Annotated in this window: 26 protein-coding genes and 3 pseudogenes; 12 read left to right on the forward strand and 17 right to left on the reverse strand. The window is 40.0% G+C overall.

Translation table 11 applies throughout. From position 1 onward, the window contains the following. Nucleotides 1–233 precede the first annotated feature (233 nt). The 8 genes and pseudogenes from rpoN to MKP09_RS18005 all read left to right on the forward strand — a co-directional run bounded on the left by rpoN (nucleotide 234) and on the right by MKP09_RS18005 (nucleotide 5,843). A pseudogene (rpoN, locus tag MKP09_RS17970) lies at nucleotides 234–1,654 on the forward strand (RNA polymerase factor sigma-54). Between the two features lie 501 nt (nucleotides 1,655–2,155). Then, the gene (locus MKP09_RS17975) at nucleotides 2,156–2,470 is read left to right on the forward strand and encodes a carbohydrate kinase family protein (RefSeq protein WP_240831701.1); all 315 of its coding nucleotides are present in this window, start codon (nucleotides 2,156–2,158) and stop codon (nucleotides 2,468–2,470) included. A 2-nt stretch (nucleotides 2,471–2,472) separates the two neighbouring features. Then, on the forward strand, nucleotides 2,473–2,808 hold the full coding sequence (locus MKP09_RS17980; protein ID WP_240831702.1) for a PfkB family carbohydrate kinase: 336 nt from the start codon (nucleotides 2,473–2,475) through the stop codon (nucleotides 2,806–2,808). Nucleotides 2,809–2,956: 148 nt separating this feature from the next. Beyond that, nucleotides 2,957–3,265 carry a hypothetical protein gene (locus tag MKP09_RS17985; protein WP_240831703.1) on the forward strand — a complete coding sequence of 103 codons (309 nt, stop codon included), beginning with the start codon at nucleotides 2,957–2,959 and terminating at the stop codon, nucleotides 3,263–3,265. Between the two features lie 63 nt (nucleotides 3,266–3,328). After that, nucleotides 3,329–3,619 (forward strand): hypothetical protein, encoded by a 291-nt coding sequence (locus MKP09_RS17990; RefSeq protein WP_240831704.1) that lies wholly within the window; start codon nucleotides 3,329–3,331, stop codon nucleotides 3,617–3,619. Then, nucleotides 3,610–3,861, forward strand: coding sequence for a hypothetical protein (locus MKP09_RS17995; protein ID WP_240831705.1), 252 nt, complete (start codon nucleotides 3,610–3,612; stop codon nucleotides 3,859–3,861). The genes MKP09_RS17990 and MKP09_RS17995 overlap by 10 nt, the downstream gene beginning before the upstream one ends. 291 nt (nucleotides 3,862–4,152) lie before the next feature. Further along, the gene (locus tag MKP09_RS18000) at nucleotides 4,153–5,145 is read left to right on the forward strand and encodes an aspartate-semialdehyde dehydrogenase (RefSeq protein ID WP_240831706.1); all 993 of its coding nucleotides are present in this window, start codon (nucleotides 4,153–4,155) and stop codon (nucleotides 5,143–5,145) included. A 98-nt stretch (nucleotides 5,146–5,243) separates the two neighbouring features. Beyond that, nucleotides 5,244–5,843 carry a Uma2 family endonuclease gene (locus MKP09_RS18005; protein ID WP_240831707.1) on the forward strand — a complete coding sequence of 200 codons (600 nt, stop codon included), beginning with the start codon at nucleotides 5,244–5,246 and terminating at the stop codon, nucleotides 5,841–5,843. Here the strand turns inward: MKP09_RS18005 and bcp are convergent. The 3 genes from bcp to MKP09_RS18020 all read right to left on the reverse strand — a co-directional run bounded on the left by bcp (nucleotide 5,840) and on the right by MKP09_RS18020 (nucleotide 8,285). After that, nucleotides 5,840–6,301, reverse strand: coding sequence for a thioredoxin-dependent thiol peroxidase (gene bcp / locus MKP09_RS18010; RefSeq protein ID WP_240831708.1), 462 nt, complete (start codon nucleotides 6,299–6,301; stop codon nucleotides 5,840–5,842). The two genes, MKP09_RS18005 and bcp, sit on opposite strands and share 4 nt — an antisense overlap. A 90-nt stretch (nucleotides 6,302–6,391) precedes the next feature. Further along, the gene (locus tag MKP09_RS27535) at nucleotides 6,392–7,792 is read right to left on the reverse strand and encodes an Ig-like domain-containing protein (protein WP_240831709.1); all 1,401 of its coding nucleotides are present in this window, start codon (nucleotides 7,790–7,792) and stop codon (nucleotides 6,392–6,394) included. Nucleotides 7,793–7,859: 67 nt separating this feature from the next. Then, a complete protein-coding gene (locus MKP09_RS18020; protein WP_240831710.1) occupies nucleotides 7,860–8,285 on the reverse strand; it encodes a M23 family metallopeptidase in 426 nt (141 codons plus the stop codon). A 223-nt stretch (nucleotides 8,286–8,508) separates the two neighbouring features. Here MKP09_RS18020 and carB point away from each other — a divergent pair. The 3 genes and pseudogenes from carB to idi all read left to right on the forward strand — a co-directional run bounded on the left by carB (nucleotide 8,509) and on the right by idi (nucleotide 11,944). Next, nucleotides 8,509–10,217 (forward strand): annotated as a pseudogene (carB, locus tag MKP09_RS18025) (carbamoyl-phosphate synthase large subunit). 38 nt (nucleotides 10,218–10,255) lie between these two features. Beyond that, the gene (locus MKP09_RS18035) at nucleotides 10,256–11,356 is read left to right on the forward strand and encodes a carbamoyl phosphate synthase preATP-grasp domain-containing protein (protein WP_449587077.1); all 1,101 of its coding nucleotides are present in this window, start codon (nucleotides 10,256–10,258) and stop codon (nucleotides 11,354–11,356) included. 81 nt (nucleotides 11,357–11,437) lie between these two features. Beyond that, a complete protein-coding gene (gene idi / locus MKP09_RS18040) occupies nucleotides 11,438–11,944 on the forward strand; it encodes an isopentenyl-diphosphate Delta-isomerase (RefSeq protein ID WP_240831714.1) in 507 nt (168 codons plus the stop codon). Nucleotides 11,945–11,967: 23 nt separating this feature from the next. Here idi and MKP09_RS18045 read toward each other — a convergent pair whose 3' ends face one another. The 14 genes and pseudogenes from MKP09_RS18045 to MKP09_RS18110 form a co-directional block, all read right to left on the reverse strand. Beyond that, the gene (locus tag MKP09_RS18045) at nucleotides 11,968–12,660 is read right to left on the reverse strand and encodes an MIP/aquaporin family protein (protein WP_240831715.1); all 693 of its coding nucleotides are present in this window, start codon (nucleotides 12,658–12,660) and stop codon (nucleotides 11,968–11,970) included. 40 nt (nucleotides 12,661–12,700) lie between these two features. Next, nucleotides 12,701–13,579 carry an FGGY family carbohydrate kinase gene (locus MKP09_RS18050; RefSeq protein ID WP_240831716.1) on the reverse strand — a complete coding sequence of 293 codons (879 nt, stop codon included), beginning with the start codon at nucleotides 13,577–13,579 and terminating at the stop codon, nucleotides 12,701–12,703. Next, nucleotides 13,576–14,192 (reverse strand): annotated as a pseudogene (locus MKP09_RS18060) (FGGY family carbohydrate kinase). Before MKP09_RS18060 ends, MKP09_RS18050 begins: the two are co-directional and overlap by 4 nt. A gap of 251 nt (nucleotides 14,193–14,443) precedes the next feature. Further along, nucleotides 14,444–14,767 carry a hypothetical protein gene (locus MKP09_RS18065; RefSeq protein ID WP_240831718.1) on the reverse strand — a complete coding sequence of 108 codons (324 nt, stop codon included), beginning with the start codon at nucleotides 14,765–14,767 and terminating at the stop codon, nucleotides 14,444–14,446. Between the two features lie 192 nt (nucleotides 14,768–14,959). After that, a complete protein-coding gene (locus MKP09_RS18070) occupies nucleotides 14,960–16,585 on the reverse strand; it encodes a DUF5689 domain-containing protein (protein ID WP_240831719.1) in 1,626 nt (541 codons plus the stop codon). 148 nt (nucleotides 16,586–16,733) lie between these two features. Next, complete coding sequence (locus MKP09_RS26575; protein ID WP_262915505.1) at nucleotides 16,734–16,982, reverse strand: SusD/RagB family nutrient-binding outer membrane lipoprotein; 249 nt, start codon at nucleotides 16,980–16,982, stop codon at nucleotides 16,734–16,736. 47 nt (nucleotides 16,983–17,029) lie between these two features. Then, nucleotides 17,030–17,209: a SusD/RagB family nutrient-binding outer membrane lipoprotein gene (locus tag MKP09_RS26580; RefSeq protein WP_394801096.1), complete on the reverse strand. Its 180-nt coding sequence runs from the start codon at nucleotides 17,207–17,209 to the stop codon at nucleotides 17,030–17,032. Further along, nucleotides 17,203–18,315: a SusD/RagB family nutrient-binding outer membrane lipoprotein gene (locus tag MKP09_RS18080; RefSeq protein ID WP_240831720.1), complete on the reverse strand. Its 1,113-nt coding sequence runs from the start codon at nucleotides 18,313–18,315 to the stop codon at nucleotides 17,203–17,205. The genes MKP09_RS26580 and MKP09_RS18080 overlap by 7 nt, the downstream gene beginning before the upstream one ends. An 18-nt stretch (nucleotides 18,316–18,333) precedes the next feature. After that, on the reverse strand, nucleotides 18,334–19,872 hold the full coding sequence (locus MKP09_RS18085; protein ID WP_317235440.1) for a TonB-dependent receptor domain-containing protein: 1,539 nt from the start codon (nucleotides 19,870–19,872) through the stop codon (nucleotides 18,334–18,336). After that, a complete protein-coding gene (locus MKP09_RS18090) occupies nucleotides 19,851–20,684 on the reverse strand; it encodes a TonB-dependent receptor (RefSeq protein WP_240831721.1) in 834 nt (277 codons plus the stop codon). Before MKP09_RS18090 ends, MKP09_RS18085 begins: the two co-directional genes overlap by 22 nt. 106 nt (nucleotides 20,685–20,790) lie before the next feature. After that, a complete protein-coding gene (locus MKP09_RS18095) occupies nucleotides 20,791–21,564 on the reverse strand; it encodes a TonB-dependent receptor plug domain-containing protein (protein ID WP_240831722.1) in 774 nt (257 codons plus the stop codon). Nucleotides 21,565–21,712: 148 nt separating this feature from the next. Further along, the gene (locus MKP09_RS18100) at nucleotides 21,713–22,063 is read right to left on the reverse strand and encodes a glycerol-3-phosphate dehydrogenase C-terminal domain-containing protein (protein WP_317235441.1); all 351 of its coding nucleotides are present in this window, start codon (nucleotides 22,061–22,063) and stop codon (nucleotides 21,713–21,715) included. Continuing rightward, nucleotides 21,991–23,214, reverse strand: coding sequence for a glycerol-3-phosphate dehydrogenase/oxidase (locus tag MKP09_RS18105; protein WP_240833312.1), 1,224 nt, complete (start codon nucleotides 23,212–23,214; stop codon nucleotides 21,991–21,993). The genes MKP09_RS18100 and MKP09_RS18105 overlap by 73 nt, the downstream gene beginning before the upstream one ends. Further along, nucleotides 23,139–23,300, reverse strand: coding sequence for a hypothetical protein (locus tag MKP09_RS18110; RefSeq protein ID WP_240831723.1), 162 nt, complete (start codon nucleotides 23,298–23,300; stop codon nucleotides 23,139–23,141). Before MKP09_RS18110 ends, MKP09_RS18105 begins: the two co-directional genes overlap by 76 nt. Nucleotides 23,301–23,534: 234 nt before the next feature. Here MKP09_RS18110 and MKP09_RS18115 point away from each other — a divergent pair, with 234 nt between their 5' ends. Beyond that, entirely contained in the window at nucleotides 23,535–25,052 is a 1,518-nt protein-coding gene (locus tag MKP09_RS18115) for a GH3 auxin-responsive promoter family protein (RefSeq protein WP_240831724.1), read from the forward strand. Nucleotides 25,053–25,236: the final 184 nt, after the last annotated feature.

Here is a 25,236-nt window from a genome sequence, read left to right on the forward strand (position 1 = left end):
TCCTGAAAACTACAGGCAGAATCTTTTTTAGATACGGTTTGTGCTAATAAACTGCACACACCCAAAAATATACAGCAATAAATCAATAATAAAAAATATTTCATGCACTTCAATATTTATACCTTTGTAAAGTTAGGCTCGATTTTTGAGAACAAAATTTTTATACGGTGGCTCTAGGTCAATCATTACAACACAAACTTTTACAAAAACTTTCCCCACAGCAAATTCAATTAATGAAATTGCTTCAGGTTCCTACTGCAAATTTAGAGGAAAGAATTAAAGAAGAGTTGGAAGCAAATCCGGCACTCGAAGAAGAAGCCGGCAATGAAGAAGATCCTTATGCTGATGAGTTTAGCAATACAGACGAAGCAGATACTTACGAAGAGCAGGACGGCAGTGCGGATGACTATGATAATATTGATGTTACAGAATATCTGCATGACGATGACGGCGAAATTGCAGAATACAAAACAAGAGATGATAATTACGCCGATGATGATGAAAACCGACAACTCCCGATAAAAACAGAAGTCTCTTTTTATGACCTAATGGTAACCCAGTTGGGCTTGCTATCTATAAGCGACAAAGAGAGAAAAATTGCAGAGCACATTATTGGCAGTATTGATGAAGACGGTTATTTGCGCAGAGACACACCAGCGCTGGTAGATGATCTGGCGTTCAGACAAAACATTGATACATCTGTAGAAGAAGTAGACAGCATCATCTCAAAGATCCAGCAGTTTGACCCACCAGGTATAGGCGCAAGAGACTTAACAGAGTGCCTCCTGCTTCAGTTAAGAAGACAGCAGCAGGAAGGGAAAGATGTAGATATTGCTATTCTTGCTATTGAAAAATATTTTGACGAGTTTACAAAAAACATTACGAAAAAATTCAACGCGGGCTTGGACTTGGCGATGAAGAGTTGAAAGAAGTAATGCAGCAGATCATACGGCTTAATCCAAAGCCAGGCGGTAATATCGGCTCCGTAAATAAAGCAGAAAGCTATGTAGTACCCGATTTTTTTATACTTAACAATAACAGCAAGCTTGAGCTTACTCTTAATAGCCGCAATGCCCCAGAATTACGCATCAGCGAAGGTTATAAAGACATGATGAAGGAATACAGCCGCGGCACTAAAAAAGATAAACAACAAAAAGAAGCGGTACTATTTATCAAGCAAAAAATAGATGCCGCTAAATGGTTTATCGATGCCATCAAGCAACGGCAACACACGCTGCTTGATACGATGAGCGCCATCATGGATCACCAGGAAGAATTTTTCATGACCGGTGACGAAACCTCGCTAAAACCAATGATCTTAAAAGACATTGCAGAAAAAACCCATCTCGATATTTCCACTGTAAGCCGTGTAGCCAATAGCAAATTTGTACAAACCGAGTTTGGCACATACAGGCTTAAATTCTTTTTCAGCGAGTCGTTAAGCACCGATAGCGGTGAAGAAGTTTCTACACGTGAAGTAAAAAAGATATTGAGCGACATGATTGAATCAGAAAGCAAAAGACATCCGCTGAGCGATGAAAAGCTTACAGAACTATTACAAGAAAAAGGCTACAACATTGCACGCAGAACAGTAGCTAAATATCGCGAACAACTAAATATTCCAGTAGCAAGATTGCGTAAAGAGTTGGTGTGAGGAGAAGTTGACAGATGACAGTTGATAGATATTCGATAATGCTATTATTGAACAAGCAGTAAATATCTGGCATCAGCATTGCTACGCTCAGTTTATCGTCCTGATTATATGGCATCCTATATAAACATCGTAATCCAACCAAATCAACATTGATCCATCGTTCAACTATTATTCAACCAGCATTAACTACATTTGCGGCCGTAACTACAAATCTCAAATTAAACTTCAAATAAATTATGTCTGTTATTGTAGTCGGCTCCATGGCCTTTGATGATATTGAAACTCCCTTTGGGAAGTCAGATAAAATTATTGGCGGTGCCGCCGCCATATTGCTTATGCTGCTGCCAACTTTACGAAGCCTATAAAACAGGTATCTGTTGTTGGTTATGATTTCCCTGACGAAGAATTAGAAGAACTGCGCAAACGCGGTGTAGAAACAGAAGCAGTAGAAATAGTTCCGGACAGAAAGTCTTTTTTTGGGCAGGAAAATATCATTTAGATATGAATACCCGCGATACGCTGGTGACAGAACTCAATGTATTAGGCGATTTTAAACCTGTAGTTCCGGAAAGCTACCAGGGCGCAGAATTTCTAATGTTAGGAAATTTGGCTCCTACAGTGCAATTAAGCGTGATTAGCCAACTTACCAAAAGACCGAAGCTGATTGTATTAGACACTATGAATTTTTGGATGGATGTGGCCTTACCTGAATTGGAAGAAGTGATCAGCAAGATTGATGTATTGCTGGTTAACGACAGCGAAGCGCGCCAGCTTACTGCCGAATTCTCTTTAGTAAAAGCGGCTAAAAAATATTGACCATGGGGCCCAAATATCTGATCATAAAAAAGGGAGAACATGGTGCACTTTTATTTCACGAAGACAAAGTATTCGTAGCGCCTGCGCTCCCGCTGGAGGAAGTGTTTGATCCCACCGGCGCCGGCGATACCTTTGCCGGAGGCTTTATTGGTTATCTTGCCAAAACCGGTGATATAACTTTCGAAAACATGAAAACCGCCATCATTGTTGGTAGCGCGTTAGCAAGTTTTTGTGTAGAAAAATTTGGCACCACACGTTTAAAAGAAATAACCAAAGAAGATATTAACAAGCGTGTTCAGCAGTTTAGAGAGTTAACTAATTATCAGACAGAATTATAAATGCTTCTGCAATAAAAGTTTAAAAGGTTCGCTGTTATGGCGGACCTTTTTCATTTCGGTAAGCTTCCTTTATATATCGGTAAAAAGGCTCTTTAACATACAACGCTTGCATAAAATTTGTTATCTTAAAGAAAACAAATTTTAAGAAATGACAAATACTCAAAAATCACCATCGCTATTATTTTGCATTATAATGGATGCCATCGGTTATCTGTCTTTTGCTATTCCTGGGATTGGTGAATTTTCCGATGTAATTTGGGCACCCATATCAGCCATCATTTTTGCGAAAACTTTTGGAGGTGCTAAAGGTGTGTTCGGTGGTATTTTTAATTTTATTGAAGAAGCGATGCCGGGGTTAGATGTAATTCCATCATTTACTGTAATGTGGTTGTTAACTAACAAGGTTGGCGCTTTTGGGAAAACAAATAATAACACAATAATTGTAAATAGCAGGTAAGGCTATTTCGCTAAAAAAATGGAATAATAATTACTATATTTGTGATATTATAATTCTAAAATAATGACAAATGTAATTACTCAATATAAGTTCCTTTTGAATTCCGTGCCTGAACTTATTAATATATCAGGATATAAAAATGATTATATAGCCCAAAAGCTCCAAATGCGACCCGCATATTTTTCTGCCAAAAAGCAAAAAGGGAATTGGACAATAGAAGAAGTGGAAAAAATATTAAGCACTATTTCTAACAAAGATGTGCAAGACTATCTTGATAAAACCTTTATTAAAGATTGTTTTATTGGCGATACAATAAGCAGCGAAATGTTTGAAAAGAAAATGGGGTGGAAATAGAAATAAAACAATTATTTTTTGACAGCTTTGTATTTTGTCCCGAACATTTTCAAGCTCAATTCCGCAAAACATATCAACAGCTGAAAATTGTTGATCATCCGCTTGAAGTAAAGAATATTGAATTTGTATCGAAAGGATATTACAAAATACATATTTACAACAGTCGCATTGCTTTAAAAATTGAATCAGGAAAATCCATCATCGGGCAGTTTTTATATAACGAATTTTATGGCGTTGAGTGATGTTGAGCTATATTCCACAAATTAAGTGAGTGACACAACACCGATGCCACATATTCTGAAGCTGGTACAAAAAATATTTTGTCGAAATAAAATCTCGCTCTACCTTTGCGTCCCAATGACAATAAAGAAACATACAAAGATTAAGAAACATCCGTAACGGAAGGTTGTAGTTTTTGTGTGTGAAACATAAATTTTTTAACAGGCCTTCCGTAAAAACGGAAGGCTTTTTTATAACCTCACCCCAACTCGCACCTGAGGCAGAGAAGGGAACTAAAAGAAAAATAAAAAAGAATGAAAGTTGCAGTAGTAGGCGCCACTGGTCTTGTAGGCACTAAAATGTTGCAGATACTGGCCGAAAGAAATTTTCCGGTTACAGAACTTTTGCCTGTTGCGTCTGAAAGAAGCGTTGGTAAAGAAGTGGAATTCAAAGGAAAAAAATATAAAGTGGTGAGCATGGCCGATGCTATTGCTGCTAAGCCTGCTGTAGCTTTATTTTCTGCCGGGGGCGGTACTTCTACCGAATGGGCGCCACAATTTGCAGCAGCCGGCATTACGGTTGTTGATAATTCATCGGCCTGGAGAATGGACCCGGCAAAACCTTTGGTTGTTCCTGAAATAAATGCAGATGTTTTAACGACGAACGATAAAATTATAGCTAATCCGAATTGCTCTACTATTCAAATGGTGGTGGCTTTAGCTCCATTGCACAAAGCCTATAAAATAAAAAGAGTGGTGGTTTCTACTTATCAAAGTGTAACCGGTACCGGCGTTAAAGCAGTTGACCAATTGATGGGCGAAAGGAATAAATCAGCTGAATATCCGATGGCGTATAAATACCCAATCGACCTGAATGTGATTCCGCAAATTGATGTGTTTACAGACAATGGTTACACCAAAGAAGAAATGAAAATGGTGAATGAAACCAAAAAAATAATGCGCGATGATAATATTAAAGTGACTGCAACCACGGTTCGTATTCCGGTAATGGGCGGCCATAGCGAAAGCGTAAATATTGAATTTGAAAATGAATTTGAATTGGCTGAAGTGAGAACTCTTTTAGAAAACGCGCCTGGCATTTTGGTAGTCGACGATTTGGCAAATGCACAATATCCGATGCCAATGGATGCGCACGAAAAAGACGAAGTGTTTGTGGGTCGTATCCGCAGGGATGAAACACAGGACAAAACCTTAAATATGTGGATTGTTAGCGACAATCTTCGCAAAGGCGCTGCAACTAATGCTGTGCAGATTGCCGAATATTTGGTTGCGAATAATTTGGTATAACTTTTTTTGCCACGAATGCACGAATATCAGGTTCTTTATTCGTGAATTCGTGGCATTTTATTTCCGTGAGTACCTGTCTAAATTCGTAAATTGCAAATATGGATAACATTTTAAACGAGCCTGCACCAGTCTATCAAAAATCTCATTATACGGTTGCAGAATATCTCGAAATGGAAAAAGCTTCAGACGAAAAGCATGAGTTTTTTAATGGAGAAGTTTTTGCTATGGCTGGCGCGGGACGAAGGCATAATGTTATTTCCTCCAAATTAATGGGAGAGTTATACATCCGATTAAAGGATTCGGACTGCCTGCCTTTTGGCAGCGATTTACGCCTCCATATTCCCGAAAATACTTTATTCACTTATCCTGATATTTCAATTATTTGCGGTGATATAACGCCTTCAAACGAAGATGAAGACACCGCTATACTTCCAGTTGTATTGATAGAAATTCTATCGCCTTCCACAAAAAACTATGACCGCGGAGGAAAGTTTAAACTGTACAGAGATATTCCTTCGCTGAAAGAATACCTGCTTGTTGATTCGGAATCGGTAAATATTGAGGCTTTCAGATTAAATGCCAGCGAGCATTGGGAACTGGAAGAATATAAAACATTGAACAGCTCTTTAAACATAAAAGCGCTTGACATATCTATCGGCCTAACCGAAATATATAACGGTACCGGGTTATCAGCTTAAAAACCTTCTATTATCTCTTCGGCATGTTGCTTGCTTTTGGGTTTTAAAAAGATCTTTTTGATGGCTCCTTTTTCATCAATTAAAAAAGTAGTACGGTACACACCCATGTACTTATGGCCAAACATTTGCTTTTCGCCCCAAACACCATACTTCTCTAATATTTTATGGTTCGTATCCGCAATTAATGGAAAAGGCAATGCATTTCTTTCTATAAATCTTTTATGCTTCGCCATATCATCCGGGCTAATACCGATAATCTGAATTCCATTTTTTTGAAGTAATGAAAAATTATCCCGCAGATTACAGGCCTGTACAGTACAGGTGGGTGTTAGATCTTGAGGATAAAAATACAACGCTATCTTCCTGCCCTTAAATTGTGATAGTGAAATTTTATTGCCGTCCTGATCTTTTCCTGAAAAAGCCGGAGCTTTTTGTCCTTCTTTTAAATGTGTAGGCATCTTGAATTCTGATTTGTGCTAACCGTTAACGCTTTTATTTCTTTTTTGTTGATGATTTTTTAGAAGAGGAAGCTTTAGCTGACGTTTTTTTTACACTTGCTTTAGATGTTGATGTTTTGGCAGATGTCTTTTTGGTTGTTGTACTTTTTTAGCAGCCGTTTTGGACGGTGTGGTCTTTTTCTTTACTGCACTGCTCTTTTTCGTTGATGTTGTTTTTGATGCCGTCGTTGGCTTTTTTACTGTCGTTTTAGAAGCTGTGCTTTTCGAAGCCCCAGGCGTATTTACACCACGGACAAACTGCCAGCTTCTTTTGGTTACATTACCAGCAATATCAATAACCGTTACCGTTAAGGTATGCTGGCCCGAGGTTATTCTATCATCAAAATCGTAAATCCACGAGCGGCCTTTATCATTGGTGAAACGAAGCCACTTCCCGTCAACTTCCGCACGAAAATCGGCTATGCCGTAATTATCCTTTGGCGTAAAAGTAATGCGCCTGGCTTTGTTAAGATCCACCACTTCACCGCTGCCTAAAGAATTGATAGAAGGTGCCGCATTATCAATAAATGCTTCAAAAACGCCAAAATCCCGGAACTGTGCTGTTAACCATTCTCCACTCCAGGTAGCTCTTCTAATAGTTGTGTTTTTGCCCACACGCTTTATTATTACTCTATCACGGTTTTCGGGACTGATGTATTTGGATGGTTTAATTTTAACCTCGAAATTGCTATGAACGGGAATATAAGTTTCACCCAATTTATGTCGGGTGGAAACACTATTTAAAGATGCTGATGGCGTGCTTGAATAATTAGTGTTCATTTTATCATACAACGCATTTAAAGGAAGATGGGCCTCAAAAGAACTCTTTGCAAGATGGTTAGATCTTCCCGCATGCCATTCGTAGGCACGTATCGCAGGTGATGAGCCGCCGTTTTGTTTAATGTCAAAGTTAATATTGGAAACATTTCCATTTGCATCCGCAACTTCTATTCTGATATTATGAACGTTATTGTCAGCGAGTTGAAGCTGCGACTGCTGGCCAAGATCATAATAAATGCCGCTAAGATCTCCAGGCAATTTTGATACATGCTGCATCCAACCTCCTCCGCCACTGGTCATTTTATAATCTACCTGGCAATTCATGTACCGGCTGTCAGCATAATCAATACTATCAATATAAAAGCTACTTTTTTCTGATCCGTCTACAAATAACCTGGCGCTGTAAACACCATCCTGGTTACCAGTGCCATTTCTGGTGTCATAAGCCTGAATAGAAAAACTTAATGTGTTGAAACTGGTATTGATTATTCCACCCGATACTGAATAAGCGCCTCCGGTCTTGGATAATTTATAGATGGATGGCGACTGATCATACACAGAATTATTCCTGTCGTACATGGCAATTTTTAGTATAGTTGGCGGCACATTATCAACAATAGGAGTTCCAAATAAAGTAGGATTAAGCCTGCGTCCGGATTTTGTATCAATCACTTCCCAATGCACATGCGGCCCACCGGAACCGCCTGTAGTTCCGCTAAAAGAAATAAATTCTCCCTTTTTACCGGAAACCTTCCGGGGGAATATTTAAATGGGTTTCCCAGGATTGCGTTTTGTACTGATGCTCGGTAACATACCGTTCCAAATCATCTCTAAAATCATTAAGATGCCCGTATAAGGTTGACAGACCGTTCGAATGATTGATGATGATCCATCTTCCCCAACTTAAAGGCTCAATGCCTACAAAAGCAATATAACCATCAGCAGCTGCAACCACGTTTTGATTTACGACCTGGTTAGTGCGCACATCCATACCCATATGCCAGTGATTGGGACGCAGCTCGCCCATATTGGCAACGATGTCGGGTTTCAGATTAGTAACCCATCTGAAATATCCTTTTGGATAAACCGGTTTTTTATATAATTGGCTAAAAGATGAAATACCTGTCAATAATAAAACTAAAGCTGCAACTATTCTTTTCGACATCCGTCAAAAATAAAGAAATGAAAATAGATGAATAGCTAAGGAAGTTATTTTCTTTGGTGACTTTATCAAATGCTGCTCCATAATCGGAACGATAAACCGAGCGTGGCAATTTCGATGATAGTAGTATTGCCGATGATAAAATAATAAAAAAACACCCGCCCCTTTTCCCATCAAAGCCTTACTTTTGCGCAATTTGTTTTTTTAATAGAAAGAAAAGGTAAAAATGCCCAAGGATACTTCCATAAAATCAGTTTTGATTATCGGCTCCGGCCCTATTATTATCGGACAAGCTTGTGAATTTGACTACTCTGGTACACAAGCTGCCCGCAGTTTACGCGAAGAAGGTATTAAAGTAATACTGATCAACAGCAACCCCGCCACCATTATGACCGACCCCATGATGGCAGACCGGGTTTACCTGCTTCCGCTTACAGTAGAAAGTATTGAACAAATTTTGCAGGAAAATCAGATAGATGCAGTGCTGCCAACGATGGGCGGACAAACTGCGTTGAACCTTGCCAAAGAAGCAGAAGAGCTTGGTATTTGGAAACAATACAATGTGCGTCTGATTGGTGTGGATATAAAGGCAATTGACAAAGCCGAAGACCGCGAAAAATTCCGTCAATGGATGATACAATTAGGAGTACCTGTGGCAACAGCCAAAACAGCGAACTCCTTTTTAGAAGGAAAAGAATTCGCTCAGGAAATCGGTTTTCCATTGGTGATCCGTCCTTCGTTTACACTAGGCGGAACAGGCGGCGGTTTTGTACATGATAAAGATGAACTGGATGAAGCGCTAAACCGTGGCTTAAAGGCATCTCCAATACACGAAGTTTTGGTAGAACAGGCGGTTTTAGGTTGGAAAGAATTTGAGTTGGAACTGCTGCGCGATAATGCCGATAATGTTTGTATTATTTGTACAGTAGAAAACTTTGACCCGATGGGCGTGCATACCGGAGACAGTATTACTGTGGCGCCGGCAATGACTTTAAGCGATACAGGCATGCAGTTGATGCGTAATACCGCGATTATGATGATGCGCGACCTGGGCAATTTCGCCGGAGGGTGTAACGTGCAATTTTCGATGAATCCTGCAACTGAAGAAATCATCGCGATTGAAATTAATCCACGCGTAAGTCGTTCTTCTGCATTGGCTTCCAAAGCAACTGGTTATCCCATTGCAAAAATCGCCGCCAAACTGGCCATCGGTTATAATCTGGATGAATTAGAAAATCAAATTACAAAAACAACATCGGCATATTTTGAACCGGCGCTGGATTATGTAATTGTAAAAATACCACGTTGGAATTTCGACAAGTTTAAAGGCGCCAACGACACGCTTGGCCTGCAAATGAAAAGTGTGGGCGAGGTAATGGCCATTGGCCGCAGCTTTAACGAGGCGGTACAAAAGGCTTGTCAGAGTCTTGAAAACAATGCGATCGGTTTGGGTTATTACGGCAAAAGCCTGATGCACGCAGAAGAATTGCAGGAATATATCAAAACACCGAAATGGGACAGGATATTCAGAATTAAAGATGCGTTGATGGCAGGCATTTCTGTAAGCACCATTTCTAAAGCTACCAATGGTATCGACAGATGGTTCTTATCTGAAATTCAGAAAATATGCGTGATTGAAAAAAACTGAGCGAACTGAATTTGGATGATCTGACTACTGAAATGATTCGCGAAGCAAAGGTGAACGGCTTTAGTGATGCACAGATTGCAACACTTATTGGTGCAGAAGAAGACGAAGTGTATGCAAAACGTAAATCACTCGGCATTAACCGTGTTTACAAAATGGTGGATACATGCAGTGCAGAGTTTGAAGCTAAAACACCTTATTTCTATAGTACTTTTGACAGTCCGAGTTTAAAATTAGGTGGCGATGGTTTAACCCACAACGAATCGAAATTAACCGACAAGAAAAAATAATTGTTTTAGGAAGTGGCCCTAACCGTATTGGGCAAGGCATTGAGTTTGACTACTGCTGTGTACACGGATTGCTGGCGATAAAAGAAGCAGGGTATGAGGCCATCATGCTGAACTGTAACCCCGAAACGGTAAGTACAGATTTCGACATGGCAGACAAGTTATATTTTGAGCCGGTTTATTGGGAGCATGTTCGCGAATTAATAGAGTACGAAAAACCAGCAGGAGTTATCGTTCAGTTGGGTGGGCAAACAGCGTTGAAGCTGGCTGAAAAGATCAAAGACATGGGCGTTGAAATCATTGGCACTTCTTTCGATAGCATGGATATTGCAGAAGATCGTGGCCGTTTTAGCGACATGCTGAAAGACCTGGGAATTCCTTACCCCGAGTATGGAACCGCGTGGACCGTGGATGAAGCTATTGAAGTTGCCAATCGTGTTGGCTATCCCGTATTGGTTCGTCCTTCATACGTTTTAGGCGGACAAAGAATGCGTATTGTAATTAACGATGAAGAAGTAGAAAAAGCAGTTGTAAGTTTATTGAAACATATTCCAGGAAATAAAATATTGATCGATCATTTTCTGGATCGTTGCCAGGAAGCTGAAGTAGATGCGATTTTTGACGGCGAAAACTTTCATGTAATGGGCGTGATGGAACATATTGAACCGGCAGGTATTCATAGCGGCGATAGCCATGCCATGCTTCCGGCTTTTAACCTTACGCCGATGGAAGTGACAACAATGGAGCATTACGCGGAAAAAATTGCAAGAGCTTTAAACATTAAAGGCTTAATCAATATTCAATTTGCTATTAAAGATGGAAATGTATTCGTAATAGAAGCTAATCCGCGCGCATCGCGTACTACGCCGTTTATTGCAAAAGCATATCAAATTCCTTATCTGAACATTGCTACTAAAGTAATGTTGGGTGCTAATAAACTTACTGATTTCAAATTTGAGAAAAATCTAAAAGGATTTGCTATAAAAGAACCTGTATTTAGTTTTGATAAGTTTCCGAATGTAAATAAAGAGCTTGGGCCGGAAATGAAAAGCACCGGCGAAGCGATCCGTTTTATTAAAGATTTAAAAGATCCTTATTTCAGACAGTTGTATAAAGATAGAAGCATGTTTTTGAGTAAATAGATTTTAGTACTTAGATATTGAAGCCGGCGTAAGTCGGCTTTTTTGTATTTAGTATACCCTTCCAAATCCTATCTTCGCCTTATGGCTTTACACAACGATTTTGTGATACTGGTAGATGAGAATGACAATGCTAAAGGTACCATGGAAAAAATGGAGGCCCATCAAAAAGGTTTATTGCATCGCGCCTTTTCTGTGTTGCTGTTTAATGATAAAAAAGAATGGTTGTTACAACAACGTGCTCTGGACAAATATCATTGCGGCGGATTGTGGACGAATACTTGTTGCAGCCACCCTTTCCCGGACGAAGATATTTTACATGCTGCTAAAAGACGATTAAAAGAAGAAATGGGCATCGAAGGCGAACTTGATAAAGCCTTTGACTTTATTTACAAAGCATCTTTTAAAAACGGCCTTACAGAACATGAGTTTGACCATGTTTTTATTGGTCAATTTTCTGATACTCCAAATATCAACACACAAGAAGTAGCAGATTGGAAATATATTTCTTTATCAGATCTTAAAGAAGACCTGCAACTACACCCCGAAAAATACACACCCTGGTTTAAAATTATAATAGACAAGATGTAGGTTGATACTACATCATAAAATGTTTAAAAACCATTTGCCAATAAGCCGCCAATGATTGGCCCTACCACTGGTATCCAGCTGTAAGCCCAGTCGCTGCTACCTTTTTTCCCAATAGGTAAAATGGCGTGCATAATTCTTGGGCCTAAATCTCTGACCGGATTGATGGCATACCCCGTTGGCCCACCAAGACTTAAACCAATAGCCAAAACAATAAATGCTACCGGCAATGCATCTAATGCACCCAGGCTATTTGCTGGCGCTATGATAAACAGCACCGCGAAAATTAAAACGAATGCGCCAATAGCTTCGGTTATTAAATTATGTACGGTACTTCTGATGGCCGGGCCGGTGCTAAATGTTGCCAACTTTGCTGCAGTATCTTCTGTTTGCGCATAATGTTGTTTATAACTAAGCCAAACCAGCAAAGAACCCAGCATAGCTCCCAGCAGTTGTCCGCCAATGTAAGATGGGATTATACTTGCTTCAATTTTTCCTAAATAGGCCAAAGCCAGTGTCACAGCGGGGTTTAAATGTGCACCACTTGCTTTTGAAGAAATAAATACGCCAACAAAAACAGCCATTGCCCATCCAAATGTAATAACGATCCAGCCACTATTATTTCCCTTTGTTTTGTTTAAAACAACATTGGCCACCACGCCATTTCCTAATAAAATAAGAATAGCGGTACCTACCAGTTCGCTTGTAAAGATGTTCATTTGAAAGTACTTTTAAAAGTTAATAAGTTGACAAGGAGCTCTACTCTTCCGCCCAAACCTGCGCTGCACGTACAGCTTTTTTCCATTCCTTTTGCAGTTCAGCTCGCACATCTTCTTTCATATAAGGTTCAAAAGATTTTTCTTTGGCCCAATATGCATGCACTTCGTCCACATTTTTCCAAAATCCCACTGCAATGCCCGCAAGATAGGCCGCGCCCAACGCAGTAGTTTCGGTAACCGTTGGCCTTACCACTTCTGTATTCAAAAGATTGGCTTGAAACTGCATGAGATAATCGTTGATAGTCGCACCGCCATCAACACGCACTTCTTTAATGGTAATACCAGCATCTGCTTCCATCGCTTTTAATACATCCATTGTTTGATAAGCAATACTTTCTACTGCAGCTCTGGCAATGTGTCCATCGCTTGATCCTCTTGTAAGTCCAACAATAATACCTCGTGCGTGTTGGTTCCAATAGGGTGCACCTAAGCCTGTAAAAGCAGGCACCATATAAACACCACCATTATCTTTTTCTGTTGCAGTTAGCGCTTCCACATCGCCCGATTTTTGAATTACTTTTAAACCATCTCGCAACCATTGAACTACAGCGCCTGCAATAAAAACGCTTCCTTCCAAAGCGTAATGCACTTCATTATTCACTTTCCAGGCAATCGTTGTAAGCAGATTATTATTAGAGGTTACCGGCTTTGTTCCCGTATTCATCAACATAAAACAACCGGTTCCATAAGTGTTTTTCACCATTCCTTCCTGCGTACACATTTGACCAAACAAAGCAGCCTGCTGATCGCCGGCAATACCCGCAACCGGAATTTCTGCGTTGGTAAGCAAATGTTGCGTATGTCCGTAAACTTCGCTACTGGAGCGCACTTCAGGCAATACACTTTTAGGAATATTCATTTTTTCAATAAGTCATTGTCCCATTCCAATGTATGAATATTAAAGATCATGGTGCGCGATGCATTGCTTACATCGGTTACGTGGACTTTGCCATTAGTTAGCTTCCATACTAACCAGGAATCAACAGTGCCAAAACACAACTCGCCAGCCTCGGCCTTCTGCCGCGCTCCATCTACATTGTCAAGTATCCACTTCAATTTAGTACCCGAAAAATAGGCATCTGTAACCAGTCCGGTTTTTTCTTTAATGATAGCCGCTGTTCCGTCTTTTTCAATTCATCACAATAATCGCTGGTACGCCGATCTTGCCATACAATAGCATTATAAATGGGCTGAGAAGTTTTTCTATCCCATACTACTGTGGTTTCCCTTTGATTGGTTATTCCGATAGCCGCAATATCAGCCGCCGTAATATCAGCCTTTATAACAGCCTCCGCAGCCACACCAATTTGTGTGCTCCATATTTCACTAGCATCATGCTCTACCCAACCAGGCTTAGGAAATATTTGTTTAAACTCTTTTTGAGCCACTGCAATAATGCTTCCTTTCTTATCGAAAACAATTGCGCGGGAGCTTGTAGTACCGGCATCAAAGGACAATATGTATTTTGACATAGCGAATCGTTTATAATATTTATTGAACCAGCGGCACTGCTTATGGCATCGCAATTGCTACGCTCAGTTCAGGGTTCCGTTCATTGATGAGCAATTAACAGCCTAAGATAAAACTTACAACCGAAAAAACAAATCCGGACAATCTGTAATTACGCCATCAATTTCATTCTCTTATTTTTTTATCTCCAGCAATTCGCTGAGTGACACGAGAGTTATTTTCATATAATTGTTATGCCTCGTGTTGCTAATCTTTATAATACGTGATATTCATCACTGGGATTAAGAGTGTATGAAGTAACTACAGGAGGGGCAACTAAAACCCAATTACCGCTGCCATCTTTGTAGTAATGGCTTCTACTTAATGTGGCATCATAGAGAATGAAGTTCTCTGTTTCTTCAATAGTGGTTATTAGCGGTTCCGATTCTCCGGTTATACTTATACTTGCAGAGACATATGCGGGATTTCCAAATTGTTGCATTGTCGCATCAGTATAAAAGTGTAAAACAATGTCCCCTCTTGTTTCTACAATCTTCTGTTCAGTATCCTCTTCTACAACAACGTTATGGCTATTCAAAATATTTAGCTTTAGGTATGGTATTGTGAAGTATTTAAACCCTTTTGTAGATAAACTACAATAATTGTAAGTAGGTTCATTAGCCTTTAGCGGTAAGGCGTTGACTCCAATAAGAATAAACACAAAAAGTGAGAAGCAAATATTTTTCGATTTCATTTAAAAAAATTTTTTAAGTTAAAAATCAGGTTAATACTATTCCTCCAGTCTGGTAACATCTTCTCCGGTTTCTATTTCACTCCATGTAGATGTCTTTTCCAAGTCTATATACTTTGTCTCAGAACGTGCTTTAGTCCATCTGCCTAATGTTACATTATATACACCACCCAACATATCAAAATATCCTAAGTCTGCTGTATAATATGGGACACATTTAGTGTTAATACCAAGAACTCCTGTCGTCATTCTGATAAATGGTTGCGCCTCAAGATTATCAGGATTAACCGCATCGTACCAATCATTTGTAGTAATTCTGTACCCTAATGCCGCTGTTTTATCGGTAGCGGCCTGATATAGAGATCCTCCTGTTCCTTTTGTATTCACAAAAACCACATCTGCCGGAATGGATTCTTTGGTTATGCTTGTGCTTTTAAATATGGCTACGCCGCATGGATTACCTGAATTTGCAAAGGGTCCGGACGGCGTGCTTGTAGCAGACCCAAAAGCAGACGGAATTACCAGTCCTCCATCTCCTGTGTTAAAATACCCTTTTGTTGTAATAAACTGTTTTCCATACCAGTTGTCTCCCGTATAAGGCGTAGATCCTGACCCGTTGATCATTTTAGCAGTTCCGCCAAAATAAAAGAATTGTCCTTTTTTAGCAACACCGGAAGTTATATTCCACTTAATAGTACGCTGGCCTCCGGTAGCCCATCCGTTTGCCGGAGCGCCCAAAGGTGTAGCAGCGCCTGCATTATTGGTAAATACAATACAATAAGGGGTTACGGAAAAATCTATGTCGTCGCCAGTTGCCATCAATTGCACGTACTCGTAGTTGCCATCACCGCCTTGCGGGTCACGCTGCAAACCTGTAATAATAAGCGGTTGAGCCAAAGAAATGTTTCCCATAGAAATTAAATCACTTTTAATTCTGGGTCTTATTTGTGCGGTTAACTTACCTACTGCATCTACGGCATTAAAAGTAATGCCTTTGTAAACGGCCAAACCAGGAATTGGATCATTAGCAAAATCGGCATCAGGGTCTGTAACCAGGCGTATCGTAGCGAACCCATCATTCACATATTCTCCGTCTTTCATTACAGTGCCAGTTTGTGGCACAGGCGTAAATCCTGCTTTTGTAATCATTACAAAAATGCTTTCGTAAATATCAGGGTTGGCTGTAATGATGCCTGCATCTATTTTTGTAACTGTTACATCGTTACCCGAAGAGGTTTTAACTACATCGTTAGCAGCCGCTACTCCGGTAATTTGTAAAATGCCGTCTTTGCGGGTAATGGTGGCACCTTCTATTTTTATTTTTACAGAATCGCCAGGATGGTATTTAGCAGCATCAGCTCCAATATTTACGCAAATGCCCCTAAGCCAATTATTACGGCGATTGTCTTGCACAACCAATAAGCCTTCAGGCAGGTTGCCTCCATCGTGGTCTGAAGTTACCACTGCATATAAGGAAGTAGCCCCGGCTAACGTTTCTTTAGTTAGCTGTACATCTTGCCCTTTATATATGTTTCTAACATCAAATATTGCAATGTAATCGTAGGGTACACCTCCGGGATAGTTGCCAAAGCCATCTTTTTTACAACTGCCTAAAGCCAAAAGCAGTAGGGCTATAAGAAGGCTGTTTAAAATATTGTTTTTCATTCGTATATTTTTTGTTTGCGGCTGCGCCGCGATTTTTTATGGCCGAATGGAACGCCGCATATACATTCCCTTACGTGGAAAAAATTACCATGGGCGTTTCATCTATCTGTTTTTATCGTTTATCTAATAAGGCTTTTAATGAAATGGATTATGGCTTTTGCCACCAAACCTGTGTAGCAATATTGTCGGGCCCTTGCGATGCAACTGCCTCTTTGTAGTAAGTGGGATTGGTAGATTGTACTTCTACCGGATAGTTCAATCTTGCAGGCATCACACCATTGTTTCTTAAACCAGGGCCTTTAGGCAGAATTGGATGTCCGGTACGGCGATATTCAATCCACTGTTGCATATCGCACCATAACAAAGCATAATATTTTTGCAGCAAAATGAGATCCATTTTTTCGTCGAAAGAAAGATGAGGCAGGTATGATATATCTGCATCTCCTAAAAAACCGCCCCGTTAATTCCGCCGCTAGTAAGCAGCGCCGCAGTAAATGAAGTAGGCAACCACATTTGCATATAAGCCAACACGCCATTATTGTAATATACCGAATCGGCTCCGTCAATCCAGTCTTTTAGCGCTGCTTCGGCAAGCATAAACTGCACTTCGGAATAGTTTAACATTTGGCCGGTAAGCGGTTCCGTTTGCATATTGGTTCTGGGAGTGGTAACCTGGTTTGATGTATTCTGATCGCTGCTAAAAAATAAGATGATTTTGTAACATCCTGGCCAGGTGCGTAACCGCTGGGTACACCAGACCAGGCATTAGAACCTTGGGCAATACCCCAGCGGTTGATGCTATTGGTTCCGTGTGGGGCATTAGTTTGAATAAGAGGGGAGTTCCAATTGCGCAAATTGCCTATAAAAAACTCGCCTAAACCCGGTGAACGGAAATCTTGCACACGAACGTTATTAAACGGAGAAGACATGGGCTCTGCTGCTACTGCACTGCCCGACCAGCGTAAAATTGCAGATTCGTTATTATCAGAAATAATAGGATATTGTACAGGATTATTTACAATATTTTGAAATTTGGAAATAACAGTTGCTGAAACTTCGCTTTTACCCGATAAGCGCAACAACAAACGTAAATATAAGGAGTTACCAAATTTACGCCATTTGGCTACATCGCCTTTAAACACTGGGTCGGAATTACTTGTAATGGCATCGGTACTTTGCGCCAAAATACTATTTGCAATCTCAAGGCTATCGTAAATAGCCATATAAATATCCTTTTGTTTGTCGAACTTAGGGCGGCGATTTGCACCATCTTCGAGCCGGCCCAGGTTGGATTCCGAATAAGGTATATCGCCATAAGTATCTGTAAGTATAGAGTACACCCAGGATTGCAGAATTAAAGAAACACCCTTGTAGCTATCATTTTTATACCTGCTGCTTGTGTCGGCAATACTATATATATTTTTAAGATTGGTAAGTTCCAGGTATAGGTTGTTCCAAGGTTGAGTACCCCAGGTAGTGCGAATATCGTAACGAAAAACTTTACCATCGCCATCACCAATATTTACTGTAACCTGCATTAGTTCGTTGTTAAAAGTGCGGTTGCGCGACATATTGATGTCTAAAATACTGGCAAGCGCTGGTGCAAATAATTGCTCGGGGCTTACCTCCGGTACAAGATTGGGGTTTGTATTAATCTCGTCATATCTTTTGGTACAGGATTGCAGCATAAATGCCAGCAATAATGTTCCCAATAATATATTCTTTATCATGCTAGGTATTTTAATGTTTTAGAACGTAATAATTAGATTGGCGCCCATAGTACGTGTAGAAGGGAACTGAGCTATTTCAAAACCCTGGTTAATATCGGTTCCGCTCAAAGTACCAAATTCAGGGTCGAACATGGGCCATGGAGACCAGATGAATAAATTTCTACCATATATACCCAACGTTATTTTATCAATCCTGTATTTTTTTAGATACGCAGCAGGAATAGTGTAATCTATACGCGCCTCTCTAAATTTGATAAAGTCTGTACTGAATGAGCTTCCTTCCGCATTATCTACCCCCATCATAGAGCGATAGTATTCATCTATATCGGTGGCTACAACATCATTTTTTCTATATCCGGTTACCTGGCCGCTGGCATCTAAAACTTCTAATACACCATTACCAATAATGCCGTTGTAACGACCAGGCACAGTTACCTGAAGTTTACCCTGCTCTACCATTTTATAGTGCATTAAAGAATGCCCTACGGCTCCCCATTGCCCATCAAACAGTGTAGAGAGTCTAAAATTTTTGAATGTAAACGCATTTTGTATGCTCAATTTTCCAATGGGCATAGTGTTGCCTATGAACACAACCTCTTCAGTAATTTTTGCATTACCAGTGGCCGGATCAAACACCACCTGGCCGTCCGGCGACCGTACAAAACCACGACCGTACATATCGCCCATGCTACCACCAACTTTTGCTACAATTTGGCCACTACCTACAGCTCCGGTTCTTAACACAACAGATGAATCAGGTATATCAATAATTTTGTTTTTGTTAGTAGAATAGGTAACATTTATATCCCACTTAAACCCGCCTGCCTTTTTTGCCTTTACAGGTGTACCGTTCATGGCTACTTCCAAACCCACGTTGCGAACTGTTCCTGCATTAATAATTTCGCCGCTATAACCCGAAGAACGGTCTATGATGGACTGCAATATTTGGTCTTTAGTGTTGCCCATATATGCTGCAATATCGAAGCCAAAACGACGTTTAAACATTTGCATTTCGGCGCCTACTTCGTAACTTGTGGTTCGCAGCGGTTTTAAATCTGGCTTTACCAAAACCGATGGGGCAGCATAGTAATTACCATTGCCATACGCATCATAGACAGGAAGAGGTCCATATCCATAAGAAGTACGATAAGGTACAGTACCTCCGCTACCCACATTAGAATAAGAGGCTCTTAATTTTGCATAGTTGATACTTGAAGGAAGTTTGACAGCATCTGATAAGATATAGCTAATGTTTAAAGACGGATAGGTGAAACCAACCGAGTTGTTTCTGTAAGGATTGGCAAGCGTACTTGTCCAGTCTCTACGAGCCGAAAGTTCGATAAAGAAATAATTTTTATACGCTGCATTAATTATTCCGTACAAACTACTGTACTCAAACCTGCTTTTGTATGGGAATGATTGCACTGCTGTTTCTGCACTATCAAGGGAATAAGCTCCGGGAGATTTAAGCCCATCTGCCCTTAAATCTTCTCTATTATACCTGTTTTGTGTGATACTTCCACCAAGTGTTCCTTTTAAACTCCAGTTGTCGTTAATGCTTTTTTATAGCCTAGCAAGAAGTCTGAAGTATATTCCTGAGAGGCAATGTCCTGTATGCGGTAGCTACCGTGTACCATTTTAGCTCCCGCGTCCCAAGGGCGTTTTTGCGAACGGTCGTCCTTGGTATAATCAGCCGATTGCCTTGCCATCAGGCTTAAATCTTTTGTAAAATCATACGTTATCTGTACGTTTCCAGTGAAGTTATCCCTATCATAAGCGTTCAAAAACTCGTAAGCAACAGCATAAGGATTTTCTGGATAGGTAGAATAGGGATAAAATATTTTCTGTCCTTCTTGTCCCTTTATCCAATAATCTCTTAGCCAATCAATATCGCCATTGGGCTGCCAGAAAATATACCAATACATAATAGACTGGTTACCATAACCGGCGCCGGGAATGTTGTCGCTGGATTTATTGGTATAGCCGCCTTTTACCGAAACTCTAAGTTTGTCAGTAATTTTTGTATCGCTAGAAAGTGCAAAACTATTGCGTTTATAACCTGTGTTTGGCGTAATCCAGGTATTTTTTACATTGGTGTAAGACATTCTAAAGTTTGTTTTTTCCCAACTTCGCGCCAATGTTACAGAGTTTGTATAAGTTTGTCCATCTTGAAAATAACCATTAACGCCATTTTTTCCGGAATAAGGGCGCCAAAGCGTAGCATTTACAGCATCTCTTGTTTGTGATCCCGAACTATATTGATTTGTCAAATATTGCCCTTCGAACTTTGGGCCATACGCAGATGAAGAACCAGTGTTCGTTAATAAATCTGCCTGACCATCTAAGCCTATGCCATATTCATACTGCAAATCGGGCCAGCGATTTACCTGCTCTAAAGCATAGTTTGAGTTTACGGATATTTTCCATTTCTTATTTTTGTTAGCACCAGATTTTGTGGTAATTATAACTGCACCATTAGCGCCACGAGCGCCATATAAAAGCCGCAGCGCCAGGCCCTTTCAGCACGGTTACAGATTCAATATCTTCGGGGTTTATGTCGTTCATTGCGCTGCCGTAATCGGCAGGCATATTATCGCTACCCACACCATAAGCAACGTCGCTGCTGTTTGCAGAACGACGGGCACTACCATTGTTAATTACAACACCATCTACAACTATCAATGCTTCATTTTCGCCGGTAAGGTTGTTTTCGCCTCTAAGTATAATTTTACTTGAACCATCAGGCCCACTGTTAGAACGAATCAGATTCAAACCTGCTACTTTGCCGGAAAGTGCATCTGTCCAGTTGTTGGACAATGCATTGGTTAAATCTTCATTCTCTAAAGTAGTGATAGCATAACCCAGCTCTCTGGGCTTCCTCTTAATACCCAAGGCTGTGCTTACCTGCACATTTTCCAATTCGCCTTCGCCAGGTGCCAACTCAATGTCAAATGAGGTTTTGTCATCCATGATTAATTGCGTCGTCGCATACCCCACTCCTGAAAATGTGATAGTTTCACCAGTATTAACTTGAATAGAAAATACCCCGTTGTCGTTTGTTGCAGTACCCCGCGAACTGGCTTCCACCTGAACGCTGATTAAAGCGAGTGGTTGTTTGGTTTTAGCATCTTTTACAGTTCCGGTTACTGTTCGCTGTTGTGCGAATGTTATAAAGCCGAGTAACATCAAGAATGCTGTAAACAGCCATTTCTTTGGCAAAAGACTAGAGGGTTTGTTTAAGAAGGCCATTGAAGCTTATTTTTTGGTTTGCAAAAAAGTGTTAATAATCGTTCAAACACACGCTAAGACAAATAGTAATAATTTGTTTAAAAATTGGTAATGATAAAATAATATCAACTTGTTATCAATCGTTTTAAACTCAGCACTGTCGCAGTTTTCAGGCAATCTGATATTGTTCTGCAAGTTTTTTATAATCGTTAATCTGCTCCTCTATCCAATCGTTGTTTTTGTTTAATTCACCCGCCATAATACGAGCTACTTCGGGGCTTATTCTCACGCTCTCTTTCGCATCAAGCAGTAATGCCCGGGTTCTGCGCGCTAAAAAATCTTCAACCGTTCTGGCCATTTCATTTTGAACAGCCCACCTTATCTGCATTTCATGGATTCTCAAGCTTTCGCTAATCCAATTGTTCAGCGTACCGTTTATTTTTTCTCTTAAAAGTTCAGCATCGCTTCCGTAGAAATAAAAAGGATCTTTCCAATTAACTCCTTCGCTAAATCCATGGATCTTTTTCGTTCCGGTTTGTGTTTTTTAGGAGGCCAGTGCAAATGCCTTTCAATGGCATCAACCATGTCTTCTCCCATCTTACGAAAGGTTGTCCATTTGCCACCAATAATCGTAAACAGGTTTGTTGGTGATATTATGATCTTATGGCTACGTGATATTTCCTTTGTTTTTTGAGAACCTTTATCGGGTGCCGCAAGTGGCCGAAGCCCGGCAAATACACTTAATACATCTTTTCTTGTTGGAGCTCTGTCCAAATAACCAGATGCAGTTTTCAACACAAAATCTATTTCCTTTTCAAGCGCTTTGGGTTCCATGCTGGGTTCACCAACCGGCGTATCTGTAGTTCCAATCACCACTTCATTGTGCCAGGGAACAGCAAATAATACGCGACCATCGCTTGTTTCAGGTATCATTAATGCATGTTGCGATGTGTAAAATTTCCTGTCAACAACCACATGTATTCCCTGACTGGCTACCACCGTCTGACCCGCATTGGCATTATCCATTTTCAAAATACTGTCTACAAAAACACCTGTTGCATTTACAATAGCTTTCGCTTTTATATTGTACGTAACAGACTTTTCTTTGTCTATTACAACGGCACCATTAAGTTTGCCTTTATCATTTTTAAGCAAACCAGTTATCTCTGTATAATTAAGTACAACGCCTCCGCTTTCAACAATAGTTTGCGCGAGGTTAATGGCCAGCCTCGAATCATCAAATTGCCCATCATGATATAAAACACCTCCCAGCAGCCCATCTCTCTTAATGCCTGGTAATTGTTTTGCTGCTTCTTCTTTTGAAACAAAAACAGATCTTCCAAGCGACAAGCTGCCAGCAATCCAATCGTATATTTTTAAGCCAATCGTGTATTTTATTTTATCCCAAAAATTATAAACAGGAATAATAAAAGTTTGATTCTTTACAAGATGTGGTGCATTTTTTTGGAGCAGGCCTCTTTCTACGCAAGCCTCACGCACCAATTTTACATCGCCTTGTGCCAAGTATCTAACACCACCATGAACAAGTTTGGTGCTGCGGCTGGATGTTCCTTTCGCAAAATCTGCCTGTTCAATTAATATGGTTTTATACCCCGGGAAACAGCATCTAATGCCACACCCAGTCCGGTAGCGCCGCCGCCAATAACCAATATATCCCAAACTTCCTGTTCAGAAAGTTGCTTTAACGTTATATCACGATCAAACATTTTTGCATTGCTTAGTTTCGTTTTATCCAAAACGAAATATTATGAAATCAAATATAATAAATATTATCAAAAACAAAATAAAATAAAGTTTTTTATAAATTTCGATTCTTTACGTTTCCTTTTTATTAAGTTATTTTATTTTGACAAGTCATTGTTCTTTTTTTAAGAATTTAAAACAGGCTGATTATTAAGTCATTTAATAGTAAACAATGAAAAGCTGTACGAGCATTGTTATAGTTTTGTGTTAATATTGCGTTAGTCAAAATGGCTCTGTTAAGTCCTGCCATATCATCTTTAGCGCGTATGCGTCAGTGGCGAATTGAAGCCTGGCGTAGCCATCCGTTAGATTCTCAAAGAGAAGTTATTCAAAACCTGGTCACTTCTGCACAATACACAGAGTTTGGCCGTAAGCATGGATTTACCAATATCTACAATATAAAAGATTTCAAAAAGGCTGTTCCTATTTGCGAATATGACGACCTTAAGCCATACATTGAAAGAATGATGAGTGGTGAACAAAATCTTTTATGGAATAGCCCGATACATTGGTTTGCAAAAAGCAGCGGCACTACCAGCGACAAAAGCAAGTTTATTCCTATAAGTGAAGAAAGCCTTGAAGACTGTCATTACAAGGCCGCCAAGGATGTGCTTACCATGTATTATGCTTCTAATCCGGACAGCGCTATGCTTACTGGCAAAGGGTTGGTATTAGGGGGAAGCCATACCATTAACCCCGTCAATAACGAAGTACAATATGGTGACCTTAGTGCGGTGCTATTGCAAAACAGTCCTTTTTGGGGGCATTGGTTGCGCACGCCTGATCTTGAAATTGCCTTGATGGATAAGTGGGAAGATAAGCTGGAGAAAATGGCGCTGCAAACTGCGCGTGAAAATGTAACATCTATTAGCGGTGTTCCTACCTGGACATTGATTTTATTTAAACGCCTTTTAGAAATTACGGGCAAAAATACAATTGCCGAAATATGGCCTGACCTGGAATTATACATGCATGGAGGCGTTTCATTCACTCCTTATCGCGAACAGTTTAAAAATATTATAGGTAAGCCTATCAATTACCTGGAAACATATAACGCCAGCGAAGGTTTTTTTGCTACAAGCGAAATACCGGGAGAAGAAGGCATGCTTTTGTTTACAGATCATGGCATTTTCCTGGAGTTTATGCCCATGGGGGAATATGGTAAACCTGCTCCGCAAACCATTGGACTAAAAGATATTGAGCTGAACACAAATTATGCGCTTGTAATAAGTACCAATGGCGGTTTGTGGCGCTATCTGGTTGGTGATACCATTCGTTTTGTTTCAAAAGATCCTTATAAAATCATTGTTAGCGGGCGGGTAAAACATTATATCAATGCATTTGGTGAAGAAGTAATAGTAGACAACAGTGATAAAGCAATTAGTATGGCTTGTCAAAAAACCGGAGCTATTGTTAACGATTATACAGCTGCGCCCATTTATTTTTCTGAAACCGATAACGGTGCGCACGAATGGTTGATCGAATTTGAAAAACAACCAGACAGTTTTGAAATTTTTATTAAAGAATTAGATGCTGCGCTGCAAAGCATTAATAGCGATTACGAAGCCAAGCGCTATAAAGATATCGCGCTAAGGTTGCCGCAGGTACATAATATGCCGAAAGGCAGCTTTAACAGATGGTTAGAGCAAAAAGGCAAATTAGGCGGGCAACATAAAGTTCCCAGACTTTGTAACGAAAGAAAATACCTGGAAGAAATATTGGAAATGAGGCTTAAAGCAACCTAAAGGTTATTGGCACTTTCAGATAAGAATTAAGACTTCTTGACCCTAACATTGCAGGTGTCCATTTTGTTAGCAAAATTAATCGTACAGCCTCTGCATCTATGTCATATGATTTTCTAAAAAGCAGTTTTATTTTTATCCTTGACAGCTTTAACACTTCAACATTGTGCTATTATCAAAATAGCAT

Origin of the sequence: Paraniabella ginsengisoli, from assembly GCF_022513635.1 — a bacterium.
GTDB lineage: Bacteria > Bacteroidota > Bacteroidia > Chitinophagales > Chitinophagaceae > Niabella > Niabella ginsengisoli.